The organism is Aromatoleum toluvorans, from assembly GCF_012910905.1.
Taxonomy (GTDB): domain Bacteria; phylum Pseudomonadota; class Gammaproteobacteria; order Burkholderiales; family Rhodocyclaceae; genus Aromatoleum; species Aromatoleum toluvorans.
On the sequence record NZ_WTVN01000024.1, the window covers coordinates 61846 to 80506 of the forward strand.

At 65.7% G+C, this 18661-nt stretch carries 21 protein-coding genes; 17 read left to right on the plus strand and 4 right to left on the minus strand.

The window, feature by feature from the left end; all coding sequences use genetic code 11:
* Window positions 1-22 precede the first annotated feature (22 nt).
* Entirely contained in the window at window positions 23-838 is an 816-nt protein-coding gene (gene map, locus GPA22_RS15295) for a type I methionyl aminopeptidase (RefSeq protein ID WP_169256930.1), read from the minus strand.
* Window positions 839-1117: 279 nt separating this feature from the next.
* Between map and rpsB the strand changes: the two genes are divergently transcribed.
* Genes rpsB through GPA22_RS15380 form a run of 17 tightly spaced genes read left to right on the plus strand, consistent with a single transcriptional unit; the run spans window position 1118 to window position 16522 of the window.
* Entirely contained in the window at window positions 1118-1873 is a 756-nt protein-coding gene (gene rpsB, locus GPA22_RS15300; RefSeq protein WP_169256931.1) for a 30S ribosomal protein S2, read from the plus strand.
* 54 nt (window positions 1874-1927) lie between these two features.
* Window positions 1928-2833, plus strand: coding sequence for a translation elongation factor Ts (tsf, locus tag GPA22_RS15305; RefSeq protein ID WP_169256932.1), 906 nt, complete (start codon window positions 1928-1930; stop codon window positions 2831-2833).
* Between the two features lie 10 nt (window positions 2834-2843).
* A complete protein-coding gene (pyrH, locus tag GPA22_RS15310) occupies window positions 2844-3560 on the plus strand; it encodes a UMP kinase (protein WP_169256951.1) in 717 nt (238 codons plus the stop codon).
* Window positions 3561-3570: 10 nt separating this feature from the next.
* On the plus strand, window positions 3571-4128 hold the full coding sequence (gene frr / locus GPA22_RS15315) for a ribosome recycling factor (RefSeq protein WP_169256933.1): 558 nt from the start codon (window positions 3571-3573) through the stop codon (window positions 4126-4128).
* A gap of 49 nt (window positions 4129-4177) precedes the next feature.
* Window positions 4178-4987: a polyprenyl diphosphate synthase gene (uppS, locus tag GPA22_RS15320; RefSeq protein ID WP_169256952.1), complete on the plus strand. Its 810-nt coding sequence runs from the start codon at window positions 4178-4180 to the stop codon at window positions 4985-4987.
* Window positions 4980-5807, plus strand: a complete 828-nt coding sequence (locus tag GPA22_RS15325; RefSeq protein WP_169256934.1) for a phosphatidate cytidylyltransferase — start codon at window positions 4980-4982, stop codon at window positions 5805-5807. Before uppS ends, GPA22_RS15325 begins: the two co-directional genes overlap by 8 nt.
* Before the next feature lie 3 nt (window positions 5808-5810).
* Entirely contained in the window at window positions 5811-7013 is a 1203-nt protein-coding gene (ispC, locus tag GPA22_RS15330; protein ID WP_169256935.1) for a 1-deoxy-D-xylulose-5-phosphate reductoisomerase, read from the plus strand.
* Complete coding sequence (gene rseP, locus GPA22_RS15335) at window positions 7010-8374, plus strand: RIP metalloprotease RseP (protein WP_169256936.1); 1365 nt, start codon at window positions 7010-7012, stop codon at window positions 8372-8374. The genes ispC and rseP overlap by 4 nt, the downstream gene beginning before the upstream one ends.
* Before the next feature lie 7 nt (window positions 8375-8381).
* A complete protein-coding gene (gene bamA / locus GPA22_RS15340) occupies window positions 8382-10694 on the plus strand; it encodes an outer membrane protein assembly factor BamA (protein WP_169256937.1) in 2313 nt (770 codons plus the stop codon).
* Between the two features lie 34 nt (window positions 10695-10728).
* Window positions 10729-11232 (plus strand): OmpH family outer membrane protein, encoded by a 504-nt coding sequence (locus GPA22_RS15345; RefSeq protein ID WP_169256938.1) that lies wholly within the window; start codon window positions 10729-10731, stop codon window positions 11230-11232.
* 18 nt (window positions 11233-11250) lie between these two features.
* A complete protein-coding gene (gene lpxD / locus GPA22_RS15350) occupies window positions 11251-12273 on the plus strand; it encodes a UDP-3-O-(3-hydroxymyristoyl)glucosamine N-acyltransferase (protein ID WP_169256953.1) in 1023 nt (340 codons plus the stop codon).
* A gap of 5 nt (window positions 12274-12278) precedes the next feature.
* The gene (gene fabZ / locus GPA22_RS15355) at window positions 12279-12716 is read left to right on the plus strand and encodes a 3-hydroxyacyl-ACP dehydratase FabZ (RefSeq protein ID WP_169256939.1); all 438 of its coding nucleotides are present in this window, start codon (window positions 12279-12281) and stop codon (window positions 12714-12716) included.
* Window positions 12713-13483: an acyl-ACP--UDP-N-acetylglucosamine O-acyltransferase gene (gene lpxA / locus GPA22_RS15360; RefSeq protein ID WP_169256940.1), complete on the plus strand. Its 771-nt coding sequence runs from the start codon at window positions 12713-12715 to the stop codon at window positions 13481-13483. Before fabZ ends, lpxA begins: the two co-directional genes overlap by 4 nt.
* A 4-nt stretch (window positions 13484-13487) precedes the next feature.
* The gene (gene lpxB, locus GPA22_RS15365; protein WP_169256941.1) at window positions 13488-14663 is read left to right on the plus strand and encodes a lipid-A-disaccharide synthase; all 1176 of its coding nucleotides are present in this window, start codon (window positions 13488-13490) and stop codon (window positions 14661-14663) included.
* Window positions 14636-15250 carry a ribonuclease HII gene (rnhB, locus tag GPA22_RS15370; protein ID WP_169256942.1) on the plus strand — a complete coding sequence of 205 codons (615 nt, stop codon included), beginning with the start codon at window positions 14636-14638 and terminating at the stop codon, window positions 15248-15250. The genes lpxB and rnhB overlap by 28 nt, the downstream gene beginning before the upstream one ends.
* Window positions 15247-15702 (plus strand): CopD family protein, encoded by a 456-nt coding sequence (locus GPA22_RS15375; protein ID WP_169256943.1) that lies wholly within the window; start codon window positions 15247-15249, stop codon window positions 15700-15702. Before rnhB ends, GPA22_RS15375 begins: the two co-directional genes overlap by 4 nt.
* Before the next feature lie 25 nt (window positions 15703-15727).
* Window positions 15728-16522 carry a TrmH family RNA methyltransferase gene (locus GPA22_RS15380; protein ID WP_211169151.1) on the plus strand — a complete coding sequence of 265 codons (795 nt, stop codon included), beginning with the start codon at window positions 15728-15730 and terminating at the stop codon, window positions 16520-16522.
* 25 nt (window positions 16523-16547) lie between these two features.
* On the opposite strand, the gene bioD is transcribed toward GPA22_RS15380, so the two are convergent.
* From bioD to GPA22_RS15395, 3 genes are all read right to left on the minus strand, one after another.
* Complete coding sequence (gene bioD, locus GPA22_RS15385) at window positions 16548-17225, minus strand: dethiobiotin synthase (protein WP_169256944.1); 678 nt, start codon at window positions 17223-17225, stop codon at window positions 16548-16550.
* Window positions 17218-18033 carry a methyltransferase domain-containing protein gene (locus GPA22_RS15390; RefSeq protein WP_169256945.1) on the minus strand — a complete coding sequence of 272 codons (816 nt, stop codon included), beginning with the start codon at window positions 18031-18033 and terminating at the stop codon, window positions 17218-17220. The genes bioD and GPA22_RS15390 overlap by 8 nt, the downstream gene beginning before the upstream one ends.
* The coding region (locus GPA22_RS15395) for an alpha/beta fold hydrolase (RefSeq protein ID WP_169256946.1) at window positions 18026-18661 on the minus strand (636 nt) is incomplete at its 5' end. The genes GPA22_RS15390 and GPA22_RS15395, both read right to left, overlap by 8 nt.

Below are 18661 nucleotides of genomic sequence, written 5' to 3' on the forward strand. Positions count from 1 at the left end.
TGGTCGATCGTGCGCGCCGAGTTCAGCGAAGCAGTTGTGCGGCCAGGGCCGGCGCCGGCGGGCAGCCCGGCGACAGGGTCAGCACTTCGACGCCAGTCTCGGTGACGAGGATCGTATGCTCCCACTGCGCCGACAGGCTGCGGTCCTTCGTCACGATGGTCCAGCCGTCGGGAAGCTCCGAGATCGCGGCCTTGCCGGCGTTGATCATCGGTTCGATCGTGAAGGTCATGCCCGCCTGCAGTTCCGGTCCGGTGCCCGCCTTGCCGTAGTGCAGGACCTGCGGCTCCTCGTGGAACTTGGCGCCGATGCCGTGGCCGCAGAACTCGCGGACGACCGAAAAACCGTTGCCTTCGGCGTGTTTCTGGATGATCTGCCCGATGTCGCCGAGCCGCGCGCCGGGCCGCACGACCGAGATGCCCAGCCACAGGCATTCCAGCGTCACCTGGCACAGGCGCTTCGCCAGGATCGAACCGTCGCCGCCGACGATGAACATCCGGCTCGTGTCGCCGTGATAGCCGTCCTTGATCACCGTGATGTCGAGATTGACGATGTCCCCTTTCTTCAGCGCCTTCTCGCCGGGAATGCCGTGGCACACCTGATGGTTGATCGAGGTGCAGATCGACTTGGGGTAGGGCGTGTAACCGGGGGGCGCGTAGTTGAGCGGGGCGGGAATCGTCTGCTGCACATTGACCATGTAGTCATGGCACAGCCGGTCCAGCTCTCCCGTGGTGACACCCGGCTTGACGAAGGGCTCGATGTAGTCGAGCACTTCCGCCGCGAGCCGTCCGGCAACGCGCATTTTTTCGATTTCGTCGGGTGTTTTTATGGTGATGCTCATCTTTTCGGGGTTGGCGCGTTAAAAAAACAAGGCTAGCGCATGCCGAAAGCCGCGGCAAATCGGATGTGCTGCAGTCGGGCGCGGGAACGTCGTCCTTGAGCGGGATAGCGCGAACCTGCTATCATCTCGGGCTTGTCTGCCAATGGTGGCAGGCAAAATCCACACGCCCGGCAGAACGCCGTAAGGGTCCGTCGACAAGCGCTGCGCTTCGAGACGGTTCAGGTCATCCGCGGATGGCCGTGCAGGGCGGAGGTCAACCCTTAGAGTTCGGAGTAACACATGTCTGTCACGATGCGTCAGATGCTGGAAGCCGGCATCCACTTTGGTCACCAGACCCGCTTCTGGAATCCGCGTATGGCCCCCTACATCTTCGGCCAGCGCAACAAGATCCACATCGTCAACCTCGAAAAGACGATGGTCAAGTACAACGAAGCGATGGACTTCGTTCGCAAGCTCGCCGCCAATCGCGGCACCATCATGATGGTCGGCACCAAGCGCCAGGCTCGCGAAATCATCGCCGAAGAAGCCCGCCGCGCGGGTATGCCGTTTGTTGACGAGCGCTGGCTCGGTGGCATGCTCACCAACTTCAAGACGGTCAAGCAATCGATCAAGCGCCTCAAGGAAATGGAGACGATGGTCGAGGACGGCTCGATCGAGCGCCTGTCCAAGAAGGAAGCGCTGATGGCGACGCGCGAAATGGAAAAGCTGCAGAAGTCGATCGGCGGCATCAAGGACATGGGCGGCCTGCCGGACGCGCTGTTCGTCATCGACGTCGGCTACCACAAGATTGCCATTACCGAAGCGCAGAAGCTGGGTATTCCCGTCGTCGCGGTGGTCGATACCAACCACTCGCCCGAAGGCATCAACTACGTGATCCCGGGCAACGACGACTCGTCGCGCGCGATCCGCCTCTATGCTCGCGGTGTTGCCGACGCCGTCCTGGAAGGGCGCAGCCAGGTTCTGCAGGACATCGTTGCCGCCGGTTCGGACGAGTTCGTCGAAGTCGATGAGTCGTCGTCGGGCGAGCAGGCCTGATTTTCCTCGGCCCCGGAAACGGGGCCGACCAGCATACGAATTTGAGGAGTTAGCATGGCGGAAATCACCGCAAGCATGGTCAAGGAACTGCGCGAGAAGACCGATGCGCCCATGATGGAATGCAAGAAGGCTCTGACCGAAGCTGCTGGCGATATGGGCAAGGCCGAAGAGATCCTGCGCGTGAAGCTCGGCAGCAAGGCCACCAAGGCCGCGTCGCGCGTTGCTGCCGAAGGTGTCGTTGCGATCAATATCAGCGCCGACGGCAAGCTCGGCAGCATCCTCGAGATCAACTCGGAAACCGACTTCGTCGCCAAGAACGACGAGTTCCTGAAGCTGGCCGCCGACTGCGCCGCCCTGGTTGCCGAGCGCAACCCGGCAGACGTCGCCGCACTCTCGGCCCTGTCGCTGGGTGACGGCACGGTGGAATCCGTGCGTTCGGGTCTGGTCGGCAAGATCGGTGAGAACATGACGCTGCGCCGTTTCGTGCGCGTCGAGGCGAAGGGTCAGCTGGCGTCGTACATCCACGGCGGCTCCAAGATCGGCGTGCTGATCGACCTCGTCGGTGGCGACGAGCAGCTGGCGAAGGACCTGGCGATGCACATCGCCGCGTCGAAGCCGAAAGCGCTGGATTCGTCGGGTGTGGCGGCCGAGCTGATCGAGTCCGAGCGCCGCGTTGCACGCGAGAAGGCTGCCGAGGACGCTGCCAAGTCCGGCAAAGCGATCCCCGAGGACATCCTCGCCAAGCGCGTCGAAGGTTCGGTGCAGAAATTCCTGAAGGAAGTCACGCTGCTCGGTCAGCCCTTCGTCAAGGACGACAAGCTCACCGTCGAAGCGCTGCTCAAGTCGCGCAACGCCTCGATCGCGAGCTTCACGCTCTACGTCGTGGGCGAAGGTATCGAGAAGAAGGTGACCGACTTCGCCGCCGAAGTCGCCGCCCAGGCTGCTGCCGCCAAGAAGTAAGAGGTCCATGATGAGTGTCGCCGCCTACAAGCGCATCATGTTGAAACTGTCCGGCGAAGCCCTGATGGGCGACGACGCGTACGGCATCAACGAAGAGGTGGTCAGCCGCATCGTCGCCGAGATCGCCGAGGTCACGCACCTCGGTGTGCAGGTCGGCGTGGTGATCGGCGGCGGCAACATCTTCCGCGGCATGAAGGGCGCAGCGTCCGGCATGGACCGCGCCACCGCGGATTACATGGGCATGCTCGCGACGGTCATGAACGCGATGGCGCTGGCCGACGCGTTCCGCCGTGCCGGCGTCGAGGCGCGCGTGCAGTCCGCGCTGCGCATCGATCAGGTCGTCGAGCCCTATATCCGGGGACGTGCCATCCGCCACATGGAGGAAGGGCGCGTCGTCATTTTCGCGGCGGGTACCGGTAACCCGTTCTTCACGACCGATACCGCCGCCGCCCTGCGCGGCTCTGAAATGGCCGCGCAGATCGTGCTGAAGGCAACCAAGGTCGATGGCGTGTACACCGCGGACCCGCACAAGGACCCGCAGGCGAAGCGCTATCATCGCATCAGCTTCGACGAGGCGATCGGCCGCAATCTGGCCGTGATGGATACGACCGCGTTCGCGCTGTGCCGCGACCAGAAACTGCCGATCAACGTGTTCTCGATCTTCAAGCCGGGCGCGCTCAAGCGCGTCGTGATGGGCGAAGACGAAGGCACGCTGGTCCATTCCTGAGGATTCGAGAATGATTGCCGAACTCAAGAAAACGACCGAGCAGAAGATGCACAAGTCGATCGAGGTACTGAAGGCTGACCTGGCCAAGGTGCGCACCGGTCGCGCGCACACGGGCCTGCTCGACCACGTGATGGTCGAATACTATGGCAGCCCGGTCCCGATCAACCAGGTCGCCAACGTCACGCTGGTCGACGCCCGCACGATCGGCGTCCAGGCGTGGGAAAAGCCGATGCTGGCGAAGATCGAGAAGGCCATCCGCGAAAGCGATCTGGGCCTCAATCCGGCCAACATGGGCGAGATCCTGCGTGTGCCGATGCCGGCCCTGACGGAGGAGCGCCGTCGCGACCTGACCAAGGTCGTGCGCCACGAAGGCGAAACGGCGAAGGTGGCGGTGCGCAACCTGCGTCGCGACGCCAACCAGCAGCTCAAGGATGCGGTCAAGGACAAGACCATCTCGGAAGACGATGAGCGTCGCGCCCAGGACGACATCCAGAAGCTCACGGACAAGAACATCGCCGAGATCGACAAGCTGCTCGCCCAGAAAGAGCAGGAACTGATGCAGATCTGATCCGTCCGGGATCGGATCTGGCAGCGGGACACCACGCGGGAGACGCATGATGGCGCGTAAACCCTTTACCAGCTCCACGCGCGAAATCCCGGAGGTGGCCGGCGTTCCGCGACATGTCGCCATCATCATGGACGGTAACGGGCGCTGGGCGCGCAAGCGCTTCATGCCGCGCGTGGCCGGTCATGGCCGGGGCGTCGAGTCCGTGCGCGCGGTCATCCGGGCGTGCATCGCGAAAGGGGTGTCTCACCTGACCCTGTTCGCCTTCAGCTCGGAAAACTGGCGCCGCCCCGCTGACGAAGTCTCGTTCCTGATGCAGCTCTTCATGCGCTCGCTGCAAAAGGAGATCGATCGCCTGCACGAGAACGGCATCCGCTTTCGCGTGATCGGCGATCTGTCCAGATTCGAACCGGCATTGGTCGACATGATCCGGCGCGCAGAGGCGCTGATGGCCGACAACGACCGCCTCACGCTCACGATCGCGGCGAATTATGGCGGCCGCTGGGACATCCTTCAGGCGGTCGAGCGCATGCTGACCAAGCATCCCGAGCGCCGTTCCGGATTCACCGAAGAGGACCTGAACGCGGAGCTTTCGCTCAATTACGGTCCCGAGCCCGATCTCTTCATTCGGACAGGCGGCGAGCAGCGCATTAGCAATTTCCTGCTGTGGCAGCTCGCATATTCCGAACTCTATTTCACCGACACGCTCTGGCCGGATTTCGACGAGAAGGCGCTCGACCTCGCGATCGCGTCGTATCAGTCGCGCGAGCGCCGGTTCGGTCGCACCAGCGAGCAGCTGCGCGAATCCGACAAGCCATCAGCGCAGCCTGCGGCGAACAGCGACGCGGCGGATCATGCTTAGAACCCGGGTAATTACCGCGCTGGTGCTGCTGGGCGTCTTGCTGGGCGCGCTCTTCCTGCTTCCGCCACTCGGGTGGCTGGCATTCGCCAGCCTGATCTGCGGGGGAGCCGCGTGGGAGTGGGGTGGCCTTGGACGTTTTGCGACTGTCCAACGTGCGGTATATGCGGTGTCGATGGGCCTCGCATGCCTGCTGCTCGGCGCCTTTGCCGGGCTCGGGAGCGCAGCGGGTCAGGCGCCGATCGGCCTGCTCGGTTTCTACGCACTCAGCGCTGTGTTCTGGCTTGCCGTGGCGCCTTTCTGGCTGAAGCGGAAATGGCGGCTGCAGGGAAGCGCGAGCACCGTCCTCGTCGGACTGGTCGTCCTGCTGCCGCCGGCGCTCGCCCTGGCGCATCTGCGGCTGGTCAGTCCCTGGCTGCTGCTTGCCGCGATTGCGTCCGTATCCGTTGCCGACATCTCGGCCTATTTCACCGGGCGTGCATTCGGTCGCCGGAAGCTGGCGCCCGAGATCAGTCCGGGAAAAACCTGGGAAGGCGCCGGGGGCGCCGTCGCCGGGGTCATGACGTTCGGCGTGCTGGTCGCACTGGGCTCGTCCCCGGAGTTTGCGCGAGGGGCGCTCATCGCGGCGCTGATCCCCTTGCTGGCCGGATTCACGGCCGTGAGCATCCTGGGCGACCTGTTCGAGTCCCTGCTCAAGCGCCAGGCCGGCGTCAAGGACAGCGGTGCGCTGTTGCCGGGCCATGGGGGCATCCTGGATCGCATCGACAGCCTCACTTCAACCCTCCCGCTGGTCGGCCTCGCGGCCCTCTGGTTCGCAACCTGATCAATGCCTGATACGACAATTCAACGCGTGACCGTGCTGGGGGCAACCGGCTCGATCGGCATGAGCACGCTCGACGTGATCGCGCGTCACCCGGACCGTTTCGAAGCCTTCGCACTAACGGCCCAGGCTAGCGTCGACCGGATGGTGGAACTGTGCATGCGCTTTTCGCCGCGTTTCGCGGTGATGGCGAATCCGTCGGCGGCGGCGCAATTGCGCGATCGCCTCAAGGGCGAAGGCGCGTCGACCGAAGTCCTCGAGGGCGCCGAGGCATTGATCGAGGTCGCGCAGCATGACGAGGTCGATGCCGTGATGGCGGCCATCGTCGGTGCTGCCGGACTGGCGCCGACGCTGGCTGCGGCGCGCGCGGGCAAGCGGGTGCTGCTCGCGAATAAGGAGGCGCTGGTCCTGTCCGGTGCACTGTTCATGGACGCGGTGGCGTCGAGCGGGGCGCAGCTGCTCCCCATCGACAGCGAGCACAACGCGGTATTCCAGGCACTGCCGCATGACTATCGCCGCAATGCCGACGAGCGCGGAATCCGGCGCGTCCTGCTGACTGCGTCCGGCGGCCCGTTCCGCGAGCGTTCCCTTGAGAGCCTGCAGGATGTGACGCCCGATGAGGCGTGCGCTCATCCCAACTGGGTGATGGGACGAAAGATCTCGGTCGATTCGGCGACCATGATGAACAAGGGACTCGAGGTCATCGAGGCGCACTGGCTGTTCGGTGTGCCGGCCGAGCGTATCGACGTCGTCGTGCACCCCCAGAGCGTGATCCATTCGATGGTCGAATACGCGGACGGTTCGGTTCTGGCGCAGCTTGGCAACCCCGACATGCGCACGCCGATCGCACATGCGATGGCCTACCCGGAGCGTATCGACGCGGGGGTTCGCTCGCTGGATCTGTTCGAGATCGCGCGCCTGACCTTCGAGCGGCCCGATTTCGGGCGCTTCCCCTGTCTGGCGCTCGCGTATCAGGCGCTTCGGGAAGGGGGGGCGGCAGCAGCGGTGCTGAATGCCGCGAACGAGGAAGCGGTTGCGGCGTTCCTGGACGGGCGCCTGGGTTATCGCGGGATTGCCGACGTAATTTCGGCCACGCTGGAACGTGCGCAGGGCTTGTCGGTCGACTCGCTCGAAGCAATCATCAATGCGGACGCCCGTGCTCGTGACATCGCGTGCACGGAGATCCTCGCCCGCGCCACGAGCCGATGAACCTGTTCGAATACCTGATTCCTTTCGTCCTGGCCCTCGGGCTGCTGATTCTCGCGCATGAGCTGGGCCATTACCTCGTTGCGCGCTGGTGCGGGGTCAAGGTCCTGCGCTTCTCGATCGGATTCGGACGGCCGCTCCTGAGCTGGACGGCCGGTGCCGATCGTACGGTCTGGGCGCTTGCGGTATTTCCGCTCGGCGGCTACGTGAAGATGCTCGATGAGCGTGAAGGCGAGGTCGCCCCGGAGGAGCTGCACCGGGCGTTCAATCGCCAGCCCGTCGGCAGGCGTTTCGCCGTCGTCGCGGCCGGTCCCATCGCGAATTTCCTGCTGGCCGTGGTGCTCTACTGGGGCCTTTTCTCGACCGGTACCGAGGAGCTGAAGCCGGTGCTCGCGGTGACCGGAGCGGCAACGCCGGCCGCTGCGGCAGGGGTTCGCGACGGCGATCTGGTGCTTGTGGTCGATGAGGAGGCGGTGCGGAGCTGGCCCGAATTGCGCTGGGCGCTGTTGCGTCGCGCGCTCGATGCCCGCGAGGTTTCGCTGCACGTGCGCACCGCAGAGGGTGTGGACGCCTATCGGAAACTGGATCTGACCGGTGTGCGGATCGAAGATGGCGACCAGGACCTGATCGCGAACGTCGGCCTGAAACCGTGGCGCCCGATCATCGAGCCGGTCGTCGGCAAGGTCGTGGACGGCGGAGCCGGTGCCCGGGCCGGGCTGCTGGCCGGCGACCGCTTCGTGGAGCTCGATGGCGCGAAGCTGGCATCCTGGCGCGAACTGGTCGAGCGTGTCCGCCAGCGGCCTGGACAGCCGATCGCTGCCGTCGTGCAGCGGGGCGGGCAACGCATCGAGCTGAAGCTGGTGCCGGATGCCGTGGACGAGCGCGGCACGCAGGTCGGCAAGATCGGCGTGGCGGTGGCCGATGGCGGTGTGAGCAGGGAAGCGTTGTTTGCGGTGGTGAGATATGGTCCGGTCGAGGGGCTGGGCAAGGCGCTCGCGCAGACCTGGGAGACCAGCGTCCTCAGCCTGAAGATGATCGGGCGCATGATCACCGGCGAGATTTCGTGGAAGAACCTGTCGGGGCCGGTCACGATCGCGGACTATGCCGGGCAGTCGGCGAAGCTGGGCCTGGATCACTACCTGAAGTTCATAGCACTCATCAGTATCAGCCTGGGCGTGCTGAACCTGCTGCCCATCCCGGTGCTGGATGGGGGGCATTTACTGTATTATGTGATAGAGATTATCAAGGGCGGTCCCATCCCCGAGCGCATCATGGAGATCGGTCAGCAGATCGGTCTGGTTGCGCTTGCGATGCTGATGGCGTTTGCCTTCTACAACGACATAAACCGTCTCATTTCCGGCTGATTCCCTGATGAAACTGAAGCTCCTGTCCGGGCTCCTGGCGGCCCTTTTTGCCGCTGCCCCGGTGTTTGCGTTTGAACCGTTCGTCGTCAAGGACATCCGCGTCGAGGGTATCCAGCGTACCGAGGCGGGCACCGTGTTCAACTACCTCCCCGTTCGGGTGGGGGAAACCTTTACCGAGGCGCAGGCGGCCGAAGCGATCCGCGGCCTGTTCGCAACCGGATTCTTCAAGGACGTGCGCATCGAGGTCGAGGGCGATGTCCTGGTCGTGCTCGTCGACGAACGTCCGGCGATCGCGCAGATCGACTTCGTCGGCGTGAAGGAATTCGACAAGGACGCGTTGAAGAAGGGCCTGAAGGACGTCGGCCTGGCCGAGTCGCGGATCTTCGACCGGGCGCTGCTCGAGCGCGCCGAGCAGGAGCTGAAGCGGCAGTACCTGAGCCGCGGCAAGTATGCGGCGGTGATCGAGACGACCGTGACGCCGCTCGAGCGCAACCGGGTCGGCATCAATTTCAAGGTCGATGAAGGCGATGTGGCGAAGATCCGCCAGATCGGCATCATCGGCAACAAGGCGTTCAAGGAATCGGAATTGCTGGGCCTGTTCCAGCTTTCGACGCCGGGCTGGCTCACCTGGTATACGAAGAACGACCAGTATTCGCGCCAGAAGCTGTCGGCGGATCTCGAGACGCTGCGCTCCTACTACCTGAACCGCGGCTATCTCGACTTCAACATCGACTCCACCCAGGTTTCGATCACGCCCGACAAGAAGGACATCTACATCACGCTGAGCATCACCGAGGGCGAGCGCTACACGGTTTCCGCCGTGCGCTTTGCCGGCGATCTGGTGCTGCCCGAGGAAGAGTACAAGAAGCTCGTCGTGATCAAGCCGGGCGAGATCTTTTCGCGCGAGAAGCTCACCGAGACGACGAAGGCGGTGGCCGACCGGCTGGGCAACGAGGGCTACGCGTTTGCGAACGTGAATGCCGCGCCGGAGGTGGACAAGGAGAAACGCGAAGTCGCCTTCACGATCTTCGTCGATCCCGGTCGCCGGGTGTATGTCCGCCGCATCAACGTCGGCGGCAACACGAAGACGCGCGACGAGGTGATCCGGCGGGAAATGCGCCAGATGGAAGGTGCCTGGTACGACGCCGCGCAGATCAATCGCTCGCGCACGCGGATCGACCGGCTCGGGCACTTCGAGGAAGTCAACGTGGAGACGCCCGCCGTCACGGGTACCACGGATCAGGTCGACGTGAACTTCAACGTCAAGGAAAGGGCGACCGGCAACCTGTCGCTGGGTGCCGGTTTCTCCAGCTCGGAAAAGGTGGTCCTTTCGGCGTCGGTGTCGCAGCAGAACCTCTTCGGCTCGGGCAATGCGCTGACCCTTGCGGTGAATACCAGCAAGTCGAGCCGCACCCTGGCGCTGTCCTTCACCGATCCGTACTACACGATCGATGGCGTGAGCCTGGGATGGGATCTCTACAATCGGACCTACGATCCCTCGAATACGCTTTCCGTGGCACCGTACAAGACCGTGTCGACCGGTGCCGGTCTGCGTGTCGGCTATCCGATCGGCGAGGATGACTCGATCAACTTCGGCCTGGCCGTCGATCGCACCAAGATCACGACGTTCGCGGACAGCCCCGTGCAGTACATCAATTTCTGCAAGGAGCAGGGCTGCAGCAGCGCCACCGGCATCGGCGACGTCACGGTCAATAGCCTGGTGGCATCGGCCGGTTGGGCGCGCGACACGCGCGACAGCGTGATCTATCCGCGCAAGGGCAGTTTCCAGCGCGTGTTCGGTGAAATGGCCGTGCCGCCGGGCGAGCTGAAGTACACCAAGGTCAACTACCAGTATCAGCACTGGTTCCCGTTCGGGCGCGACTATGCATTGATGCTCAACGCCGACCTCGGCTGGGCCAAGGGCTACGGCGAGAAGACGCTGCCGTTCTACAAGAACTTCTATGCCGGCGGTATCGGCTCGATTCGCGGTTTCCAGCAGAGCTCGATCGGCCCGAAGGATCCGGTCAGCGAGGACGCGCTGGGCGGTAACCGGCGCGTGATTGGCAACGCCGAATTCTATTTCCCGCTGCCGGGTTCGGGAATGGATCGCTCGTTCCGCATGTCGGCCTTCCTCGATGCCGGTACCGTGTGGGCATCGAGCGACAAGGCGAAAATGAGCGACCTGCGCTACAGTACCGGTTTGGCGTTCTCCTGGAGCTCGCCGATTGGTCCGCTGAAGTTCAGTCTCGGCTTCCCGATCAAGAAGGAAAAGGACGACGAGACGCAGAAGTTCCAGTTCCAGCTTGGCTCGGTTTTCTGATCGGCCGGACTACCTGAAACCGTTGGAGAGATAAGTGAAAGCTACGACATTGTCCGTTCTTGCCGCTGCGGTTCTGAGCATTGCGGCTCCGACGGCATTCGCCGAGTCGAAGATCGGGTTCGTGAATTCCGATCGCGTGATGCGCGAAGCAGCACCGGCCGTGCGCGCCCAGCAGCGACTGGAGAAGGAATTCGAGAAGCGCGACCAGGAACTCCAGCGCCTCGGCAAGGAGTTGCAGACCACGCAGGAAGATCTCGAGCGCAACGGCGTCACGATGGCGGAACCCGACCGTCGGACCAAGGAGCGCAACTTCAACGATTTGAACCGCGATTTTCAGCGCAAGCAGCGCGAATTCCGCGAGGATCTGAACCAGCGTCGCAACGAGGAGCTCGCATCGGTCCTCGATCGCGCGAACCGCGCCGTGAAGCAGATCGCCGAGGCCGAGAAGTTCGACGTGATCCTGCAGGAGGCCGTTTACGCCAGCCCGCGGATCGATATCACCGACAAGGTGATCAAGGCGCTCGCCGACGGCAAGTAAGGCGAACGTTTGCACGACATGTTCCGGCTGGATGAGCTGGTCGCCCGGCTGGGCGGCGAACTGGTGGGGGATCCGGCCACGGTCGTGCGGCGTGTGGCGACGCTGGATCAGGCCGGAGAGGGCGACCTGGCGTTCCTTGCGAATCCGAAGTATCAGTCGCGACTGGGCAGCTGCCGGGCCTCCGCCGTTATCGTCGCGCCGGCAGCGCGGGCGTTGAGCGACCGGCCGCTGATCGTCACCGACGATCCGTACGCCTATTTTGCGCGCGTCGCGCAGCTCTTCAATCCGCCCGAGACCTTCGCTCCGGGCGCGCATGCGAGCGCGAGCGTCGCGAGCCCGGTGCCGTCGTCGGTGGCGATCGGGGCGGGCGCCTCGATCGAAGCCGATGTAAAGCTGGGTGAGGGCGTGGTGATCGGCCCGGGCTGCCGCATCGCAAGGGGTGCAAGTATCGGCGCACGGACACGGCTGCACGCCAATGTCACCGTTTATGCCAACTGCGTGATCGGGGCGGACTGCATCGTGCATTCCGGTGCGGTGGTCGGTTCCGATGGTTTCGGTTTCGCGCGCGAGCGCGACGGCAGCTGGATCAAGATTCCGCAGGTCGGGCGCGTGGTGATCGGCGACGATGTCGAAATCGGCGCGAACACGACGATAGACCGCGGCGCGCTCGATGACACCGTGATCGGCAACGGCGTGAAGCTCGACAACCAGATCCAGATCGGCCATAACGTCCGGATCGGCGAGTACACGGCGATCGCGGGTTGTGTCGGTGTCGCGGGCAGTACGACCATCGGCGCACGCTGCATGATCGGCGGCCAGGCGGGGATCATCGGCCACCTGAACATCGCCGACGACGTGGTCGTTTCGGCAGGTACGCTGGTCACGAAGTCGATTACGAAACGCGGTGTCTATACCGCCAATCTCCCGGTGCAGGGGCACGCCGACTGGGTCAGGAATTTTGCGCATTTGCGCCATCTCGATGTGCTCGTGGATAGAATACGCGCCCTCGAACAACGCCTCGAAGAACACAAGCCTGAGTGAGCTCCATGGACATCAACGAAATTCTCCAATACCTGCCGCATCGCTATCCTTTCCTGCTGGTCGACAGGGTGCTGGAGCTCGAGGAAGGCAAACGTATCCTGGCGCTGAAGAACGTCACGATGAACGAGCCTTTCTTCCCCGGACACTTCCCCCATCACCCGGTGATGCCGGGCGTGCTGATCGTCGAGGCGATGGCCCAGGCGGCCGCGCTCTTGTCGTTCAAGACGATGGGGATCAAGCCGGACGAGAACTCGGTCGTGTATTTTGCCGGCATCGACAACGTGCGCTTCAAGCGTCCGGTCGTGCCCGGCGATCAGCTGCATTTCGACGTCGAGATCACGCAGAGCAAGCGCAATATCTACAAGTACAAGGGCGTGGCGCGCGTCGCGGGCGAGGTCGCGGCCGAGGCCGAGCTGATGTGCGCTCTCAAGACGCTGTCATGATCCACGCGACGGCCATCGTTCATCCGGACGCCAGGATCGGGACGAACGTCGCGATCGGCCCGTACTCCGTGATCGGCGAGCATGTCGAGATCGGGGACAACACGCGCATCGGCCCCCATGTCGTGATCGAGGGGCGCACGAAGATCGGGCGGGACAACGAGATCTTCCAGTTCTGCTCGATCGGCGCCGTGCCGCAGGACAAGAAGTACGACGAGGAGCCGACCTTGCTCGAGATCGGCGACCGCAACACGATCCGCGAGTTCTGCTCCTTCAACGTCGGCACCAGCCAGGACGCCGGTGTTACGCGCATCGGCAGCGACAACTGGATCATGGCCTACGTGCATGTCGCGCATGACTGCAACGTCGGCAACCACACGATTTTCGCGAACAATGCGACGCTCGCCGGGCACGTGCATGTCGGTGACTGGGCGATTCTCGGCGGCTTCACGGGCGTGCATCAATTCGTGCGCGTCGGGGCGCACAGTTTCTGTGGTGTGGGTACGGTGCTGCTGCAGGACCTGCCGCCCTACGTGACCGTTGCGGGCAATCCGGCCAAACCGCATGGCATCAACAGCGAAGGACTGCGCCGGCGCGGCTATTCAGCGGATGGCATCGCCGCGATCAAACGGGCATATCGCGCGCTGTATCGCTCCGGCCTGAGACTCGACGAGGCGCGTGCGCGCGTCGGCGAGCTTGCCGCGGATCATGCAGAGGTCGCGCCTTTCAGCGATTTCATCGCGGCATCGGAGCGCGGTATCGTCCGCTGATGCCATGGCAATCCGCATTGCGATGGTGGCGGGCGAGGCCTCGGGAGACCTGCTCGCGAGTCACCTGATCCGGGCGATCCGGCACAGGATTCCCGATGCCGAATTCTTCGGTATCGGCGGGCCGAAGATGCAGGCCGAGGGCTTCGATGCACGGTGGGCGTGCGAGCGGCTCGCGGTGCATGGTTATGTCGATGCGCTGAAGCGCTATCGCGAGCTTTCCGGGATCCGCAGGACGCTGCTGAAGCAGGTGAATGCCGAACGCCCGGACGCCTTCATCGGGGTCGATGCGCCCGATTTCAATCTCTGGCTGGAACGGAAGATCCGCGACGCCGGCATGCCGGCGATCCATTTCGTGAGCCCGTCGATCTGGGCCTGGCGCGGCGGGCGGATCAAGGCGATCGCGCGCTCGGTCTCGCACATGCTGTGCCTCTTCCCCTTCGAGCCAGGCCTGTACGAGAGCGCGGGGGTGCCGGTGAGTTATGTCGGGCACCCGCTTGCCGACGTGTTTCCGATGAATCCCGACCGCGAGTACGCGCGTGAGCTGCTGGGCCTGCCCGCGGAGGGGCAGGTGATCGCGCTGTTGCCGGGGAGTCGCCAGTCCGAAGTGCGCAATCTTGCGCCGATCTACATCGAAACGGCGAGAATCCTGCGCGAACGGCATCCGGAGGTGTCTTTCGTCGTACCCCTGGCGACGCGCGAAACCCGGGCGTTGTTTGCCGAGGCCTTGCGTGTGGCGCAGGCCGAGGAGTTGCCGGTGCGCATGCTGTTCGGGCACGCGGTCGAGGCGATGACGGCGGCCGACGCGGTGCTCGTGGCGAGCGGAACCGCAAGCCTGGAAGCGGCCTTGCTGAAGCGCCCGATGGTCATCAGCTACCGCATCGGCAAGTGGCAGTACCGGCTGATGAAGCGGATGGCGTATCTCCCGTGGGTGGGCTTGCCGAACATCCTGTGCAACGAGACCGTCGTGCCGGAACTGCTGCAGGACGATGCGACACCCGTGGCGCTGGCAGATGCGCTCGACCGCTGGCTCGGCGACCCCGAGGCCTGTACCTCGCTCGCCGAGCGTTTCGAGGCGCTGCACCTGCAGTTGCGCCAGAACACCGCGGAGAAGGCTGCGGCCGCGATCCTCCCTTACCTCAACAAGGCGCCTGCATGGAATCCGTCCCGGCAACCGGCCTGATCTGCGGCGTCGATGAGGCCGGACGCGGGCCGCTGGCGGGTTCGGTGGTGGCGGCCGCGGTGATCCTCGATCCGACGCGACCGATCGAGGGACTCGACGACTCGAAAAAGCTCACCGAGCGGGCGCGCGAGCGCCTTGCGCCGTTGATCCGTGAGCGTGCGCTGGCTTGGGCCGTGGCCGAGGCGAACGTCGAGGAGATCGACCGCTTCAACATCCTGCACGCGACGATGCTGGCGATGCAGCGCGCGGTCGCTGCGCTCGGACGCGTGCCGGATCTGGTGCGGGTGGACGGCAACCGTTGCCCGAAGCTGGACGTTCCGTGCGAGGCGGTGGTGAAAGGCGATGCCACGGTGCCGGCGATTGCCGCGGCGTCGATTCTCGCCAAGACGGTGCGCGATGCGCAGATGATGGCGCTGGATGCGGTCCACCCGCAGTACGGCTTCGGGGCGCACAAGGGCTATCCGACGGCGGCGCATCTCGCCGCGCTGCGACGCCACGGCGTGATCGACTGCTATCGGCGCAGCTTCGGCCCGGTGCGCGCGCTGGTGGATAATCCCGAACTCTGGCCTGCAGGGACCTTGCTATGACGCTTCGGCATCTGGTGCTCTTCCTTCATCTGGCGAGCGTCATCGTGTGGGTGGGCGGAATGGTTTTCGCCTATCTGTGCCTGCGGCCGGCTGCCGCGGCGCTGCCGCCGTCCCAGCGCCTGCCCTTGTGGGTCGGCGTGTTCGAGCGCTTCTTTCCGATGGTGTGGGGGGCGGTCGTGCTGATCCCGGTGACCGGCATCGGAAGGCTGATCGAGGTCGGGTTCGGTAACGCACCGCGCGCATGGCACGTGATGATGCTGACCGGCCTCGTGATGATCGCGGTGTTCCTGTCGCTCTGGTTCGGTCCGTGGCGCCGCTTGCGGGCCGCCGTGGCGCGCGAGGAGTGGGCGGCGGGCGCGGTGGCGCTCAACCAGATCCGCCAGCGCGTCGGCTTCAACATCGTGCTCGGTGCCGCGACGGTTGCGATCGCGACGCTGGGGCTGGGCGTCTGAGGCCCGCTTTCCTGCCGGCGCGATCTTGAAAGCGATCACTTCCCGCGACAATCCCAATGTGAAGCGCCTGCATGCGCTGGCGACGTCGTCGCGCGAACGGCGCTGCAGCGGGCTGACCTTGCTCGATGGGGCGCACCTCGTGCAGGCGGCGCTGGACGCCAGTTGGCCGCTGCGGGAGCTCGTCGTCAGCGCGCAAGGGCTGGAGCGGCCGGAGATTCGCGGGATCGTCGAACGCTGCAGTTCCCTGCCTGCACTTCAGCTCACCGATCCGCTGTTCGCGCATGTGAGCCCGGTTGATTCTCCGTCGGGCATTCTGGCCGTCATCGACATCCCGCCGTCGCCGATGCCGAAGGGGCTGCGTGATTCGCTGCTGGTGCTCGACGGGGTGCAGGACGCCGGCAATCTCGGGACGATCCTGCGCACGGCCGCGGCAGCGGGGCTGAAGGAGATCCTGCTGACCCCCGGATGCGCGCAGGCGTGGTCGCCGCGGGTGCTGCGTGCCGGAATGGGCGGGCACTTCTGCCTGCGGATTCACGAGCACGTGCAGGTCGCGGAGGTGCTGCGCGAGTATCCGGGGCAGGTCCTCGCGACCGGCCTGGGGGCGGGGGCGCGCCCGCTCTACGACTGCGATCTGCGCGGGCCGGTCGCGTGGCTGTTCGGGGCGGAAGGGCAGGGGCTGTCGGCGGAGGTCGCCGCCCTGGCGAGCGGGCTGGTCGTGATCCCGATGCCGGGGGCGGTCGAGTCGTTGAACGTCGGTGCAGCCGCGGCGATCTGCCTGTTCGAACAGGTGCGTCAGCAGGGCGCCGCGAGGCGCGCGTAGCCCGGTACTGCGACGGCCGGCCGGATCAGTCCGGCAGGCGTAGCGCGTGGGCGGCGCTTGCCGCGTTGCCGTCGTTGACGTGGGGGACGACTCCCAGCAAAGGCGCGGGAATCCTTGCCTGCAGGGCAGCGAGGTTTTCGTCGAAGCGCAGCATCGCCGGATCGACGCGGTTCGCGATCCAGCCCGCGAGGTGCAGGCCGCGCGCCGCGAGGGCCTCGACGGTCAGGAGCGCGTGGTTGATGCAGCCCAGGCGCATGCCGACGACGAGGATCACCGGCAGCGCGAAGTCCACGGCGAGATCAGCGGTGTCGTAGCGCTCGTCGAGCGGGACGCGGAAGCCCCCCACGCCTTCGACGATCACGACGTCGGCGCTTGCGGCGAGCTCCTCGAAGGCGCGCAGGATGCGTGCCGGTTCGATGTGGATGTGCTCTTCGGCCGCGGCGATGTGCGGCGCGATCGGGCTCGCGAGGCAATACGGGTTCAGCAGCTGGAGGCCGGGGTCGAAGCTGCCGGCGGCGCGGATGCGTGCGGCATCTTCATTGACGCGCTCGCCGTCGACCAGGTCGGCGCCCGCGGCGACGGGCTTCATGCCGACGGCGCTGTATCCGGCGGCGCGCGCCGCGTGCAGCAGCGCGCAGGTGACGAAGGTCTTGCCGATTTCGGTGTCGGTGCCGGTGAGGAACCAGGCGCGGCGTTCAGTCATGGCTTGTTTCCGGTTTCCTGAGGGCGAGCAGGATGAGGTCGTAGGTCGCGGGAAGCAGCCCGTCGGGGCGGCGGTGCGTCTCGTAGGCGGCTTCCAGCGTGCGCCAGGCGGCGCGGCCGAGGGGCTTGCGGCGCCGCTGTTCGCCGACGCTGTGGGCGCCGATCGCCTTGATGTCGCGCAGCAGGCCGCGCAGGTCGGGGGCGAGCGCGTAGGCGGGGTCGAGGTCCCGGGCGATGAGCGTGAGGCCGACGTTTTCCGCCGCGGCGATCCAGGCGGACGGCGCGTGGAAGCCGATCACGTGGCTCGCCGCGTCGACGCGCGCGAACGCCTCGCGCAGTTCCCATAGCGTTGCGGGGCCGAGGGTCGCGATCCAGGCGACGCCGCCCGGGCGCAAGGCGTCGGCGAGCTGGCCGAGCGCGAGCGCCGGGTCGCACCATTGCAGCGCGAGGCTGGACCACACGGCATCGATCGAGCCGGCCGCGAGCGGAAGGGCTTCGAGGTCGGCGCACAGGGGCGAAATCTCGCCGGCGGGGCGGTGCTGGCGCAGTCGCGCGAGCATGGCCGGCGCGAAGTCGAGCGCGACGAGGTGCACGGCCGGATGGGAGCGGGCGACGAGATCCAGCCCGAAGCCCGTGCCGCAGCCGGCGTCGAGGATGCGGGAAACCGGCCCGGATGGGAGTGTTCCTGCCGCGAGGGCGGCGAGGCGATGGCAGACTTCGCGCTGCACGGCGGCGGCGCGGTCGTAGCTGTCCGCGGCACGGTCGAAGGCCTTGCGGACCTGCTGCTTGTGGCGGCGGTGCTCAGTCATCGAGGCTTTCCGCGATGAGCGCGGCGCAGTCCTGCGGACGGGACAGGAAGGGCGCGTGGCCGCAGTCGTCAAGGCGCGTGAGCCGTGCGTGCGGGAGCTGCTGCGCGAGCCATTCCGCGGCTGCGAGCGGCATCAGTGCGTCGCCTGCGCCGTGGATCAGGTGCGTGGGCTGCCGGATCTCCGCCAGGAGGGCGCGGAGGTCGGTGTTCGCGAGAAGTTCCAGTCCGCAGGAGAGGCCCGCCGCACGCTCGTGGCCGGTGTCGGCAAGGGCGGCAGCGAGCTTGGCCGCGACGGTGCGGCGCTGGGCATCGCCGAGGGACTGTAGGGCGATGAACTTCTTCTGCGTGCCCGCGGGATCGGTCGCGAAGCTCGCGTTGAAGGCGGCAACGGTAGCGGCGTCGAGGCCGTGGGGCCACGGGGCGTCGCCGCTGCGGGCGACGAAGCAGGGCGTGGCGCCGATCAGGATCAGGCGCGCGACGCGCTCCGGATGGCGGTGGGCGAGGTCGAGTGCGACGAGGCTGCCGAGCGACCAGCCGCACAGGACGGCGCGCTCGGGAAGCGTTGGTAGCAGCGCGTCGCTCCACGCCGCGAGATCGGCGGAGGGCGCGGGGAGGGCGTCGCCGTGGCC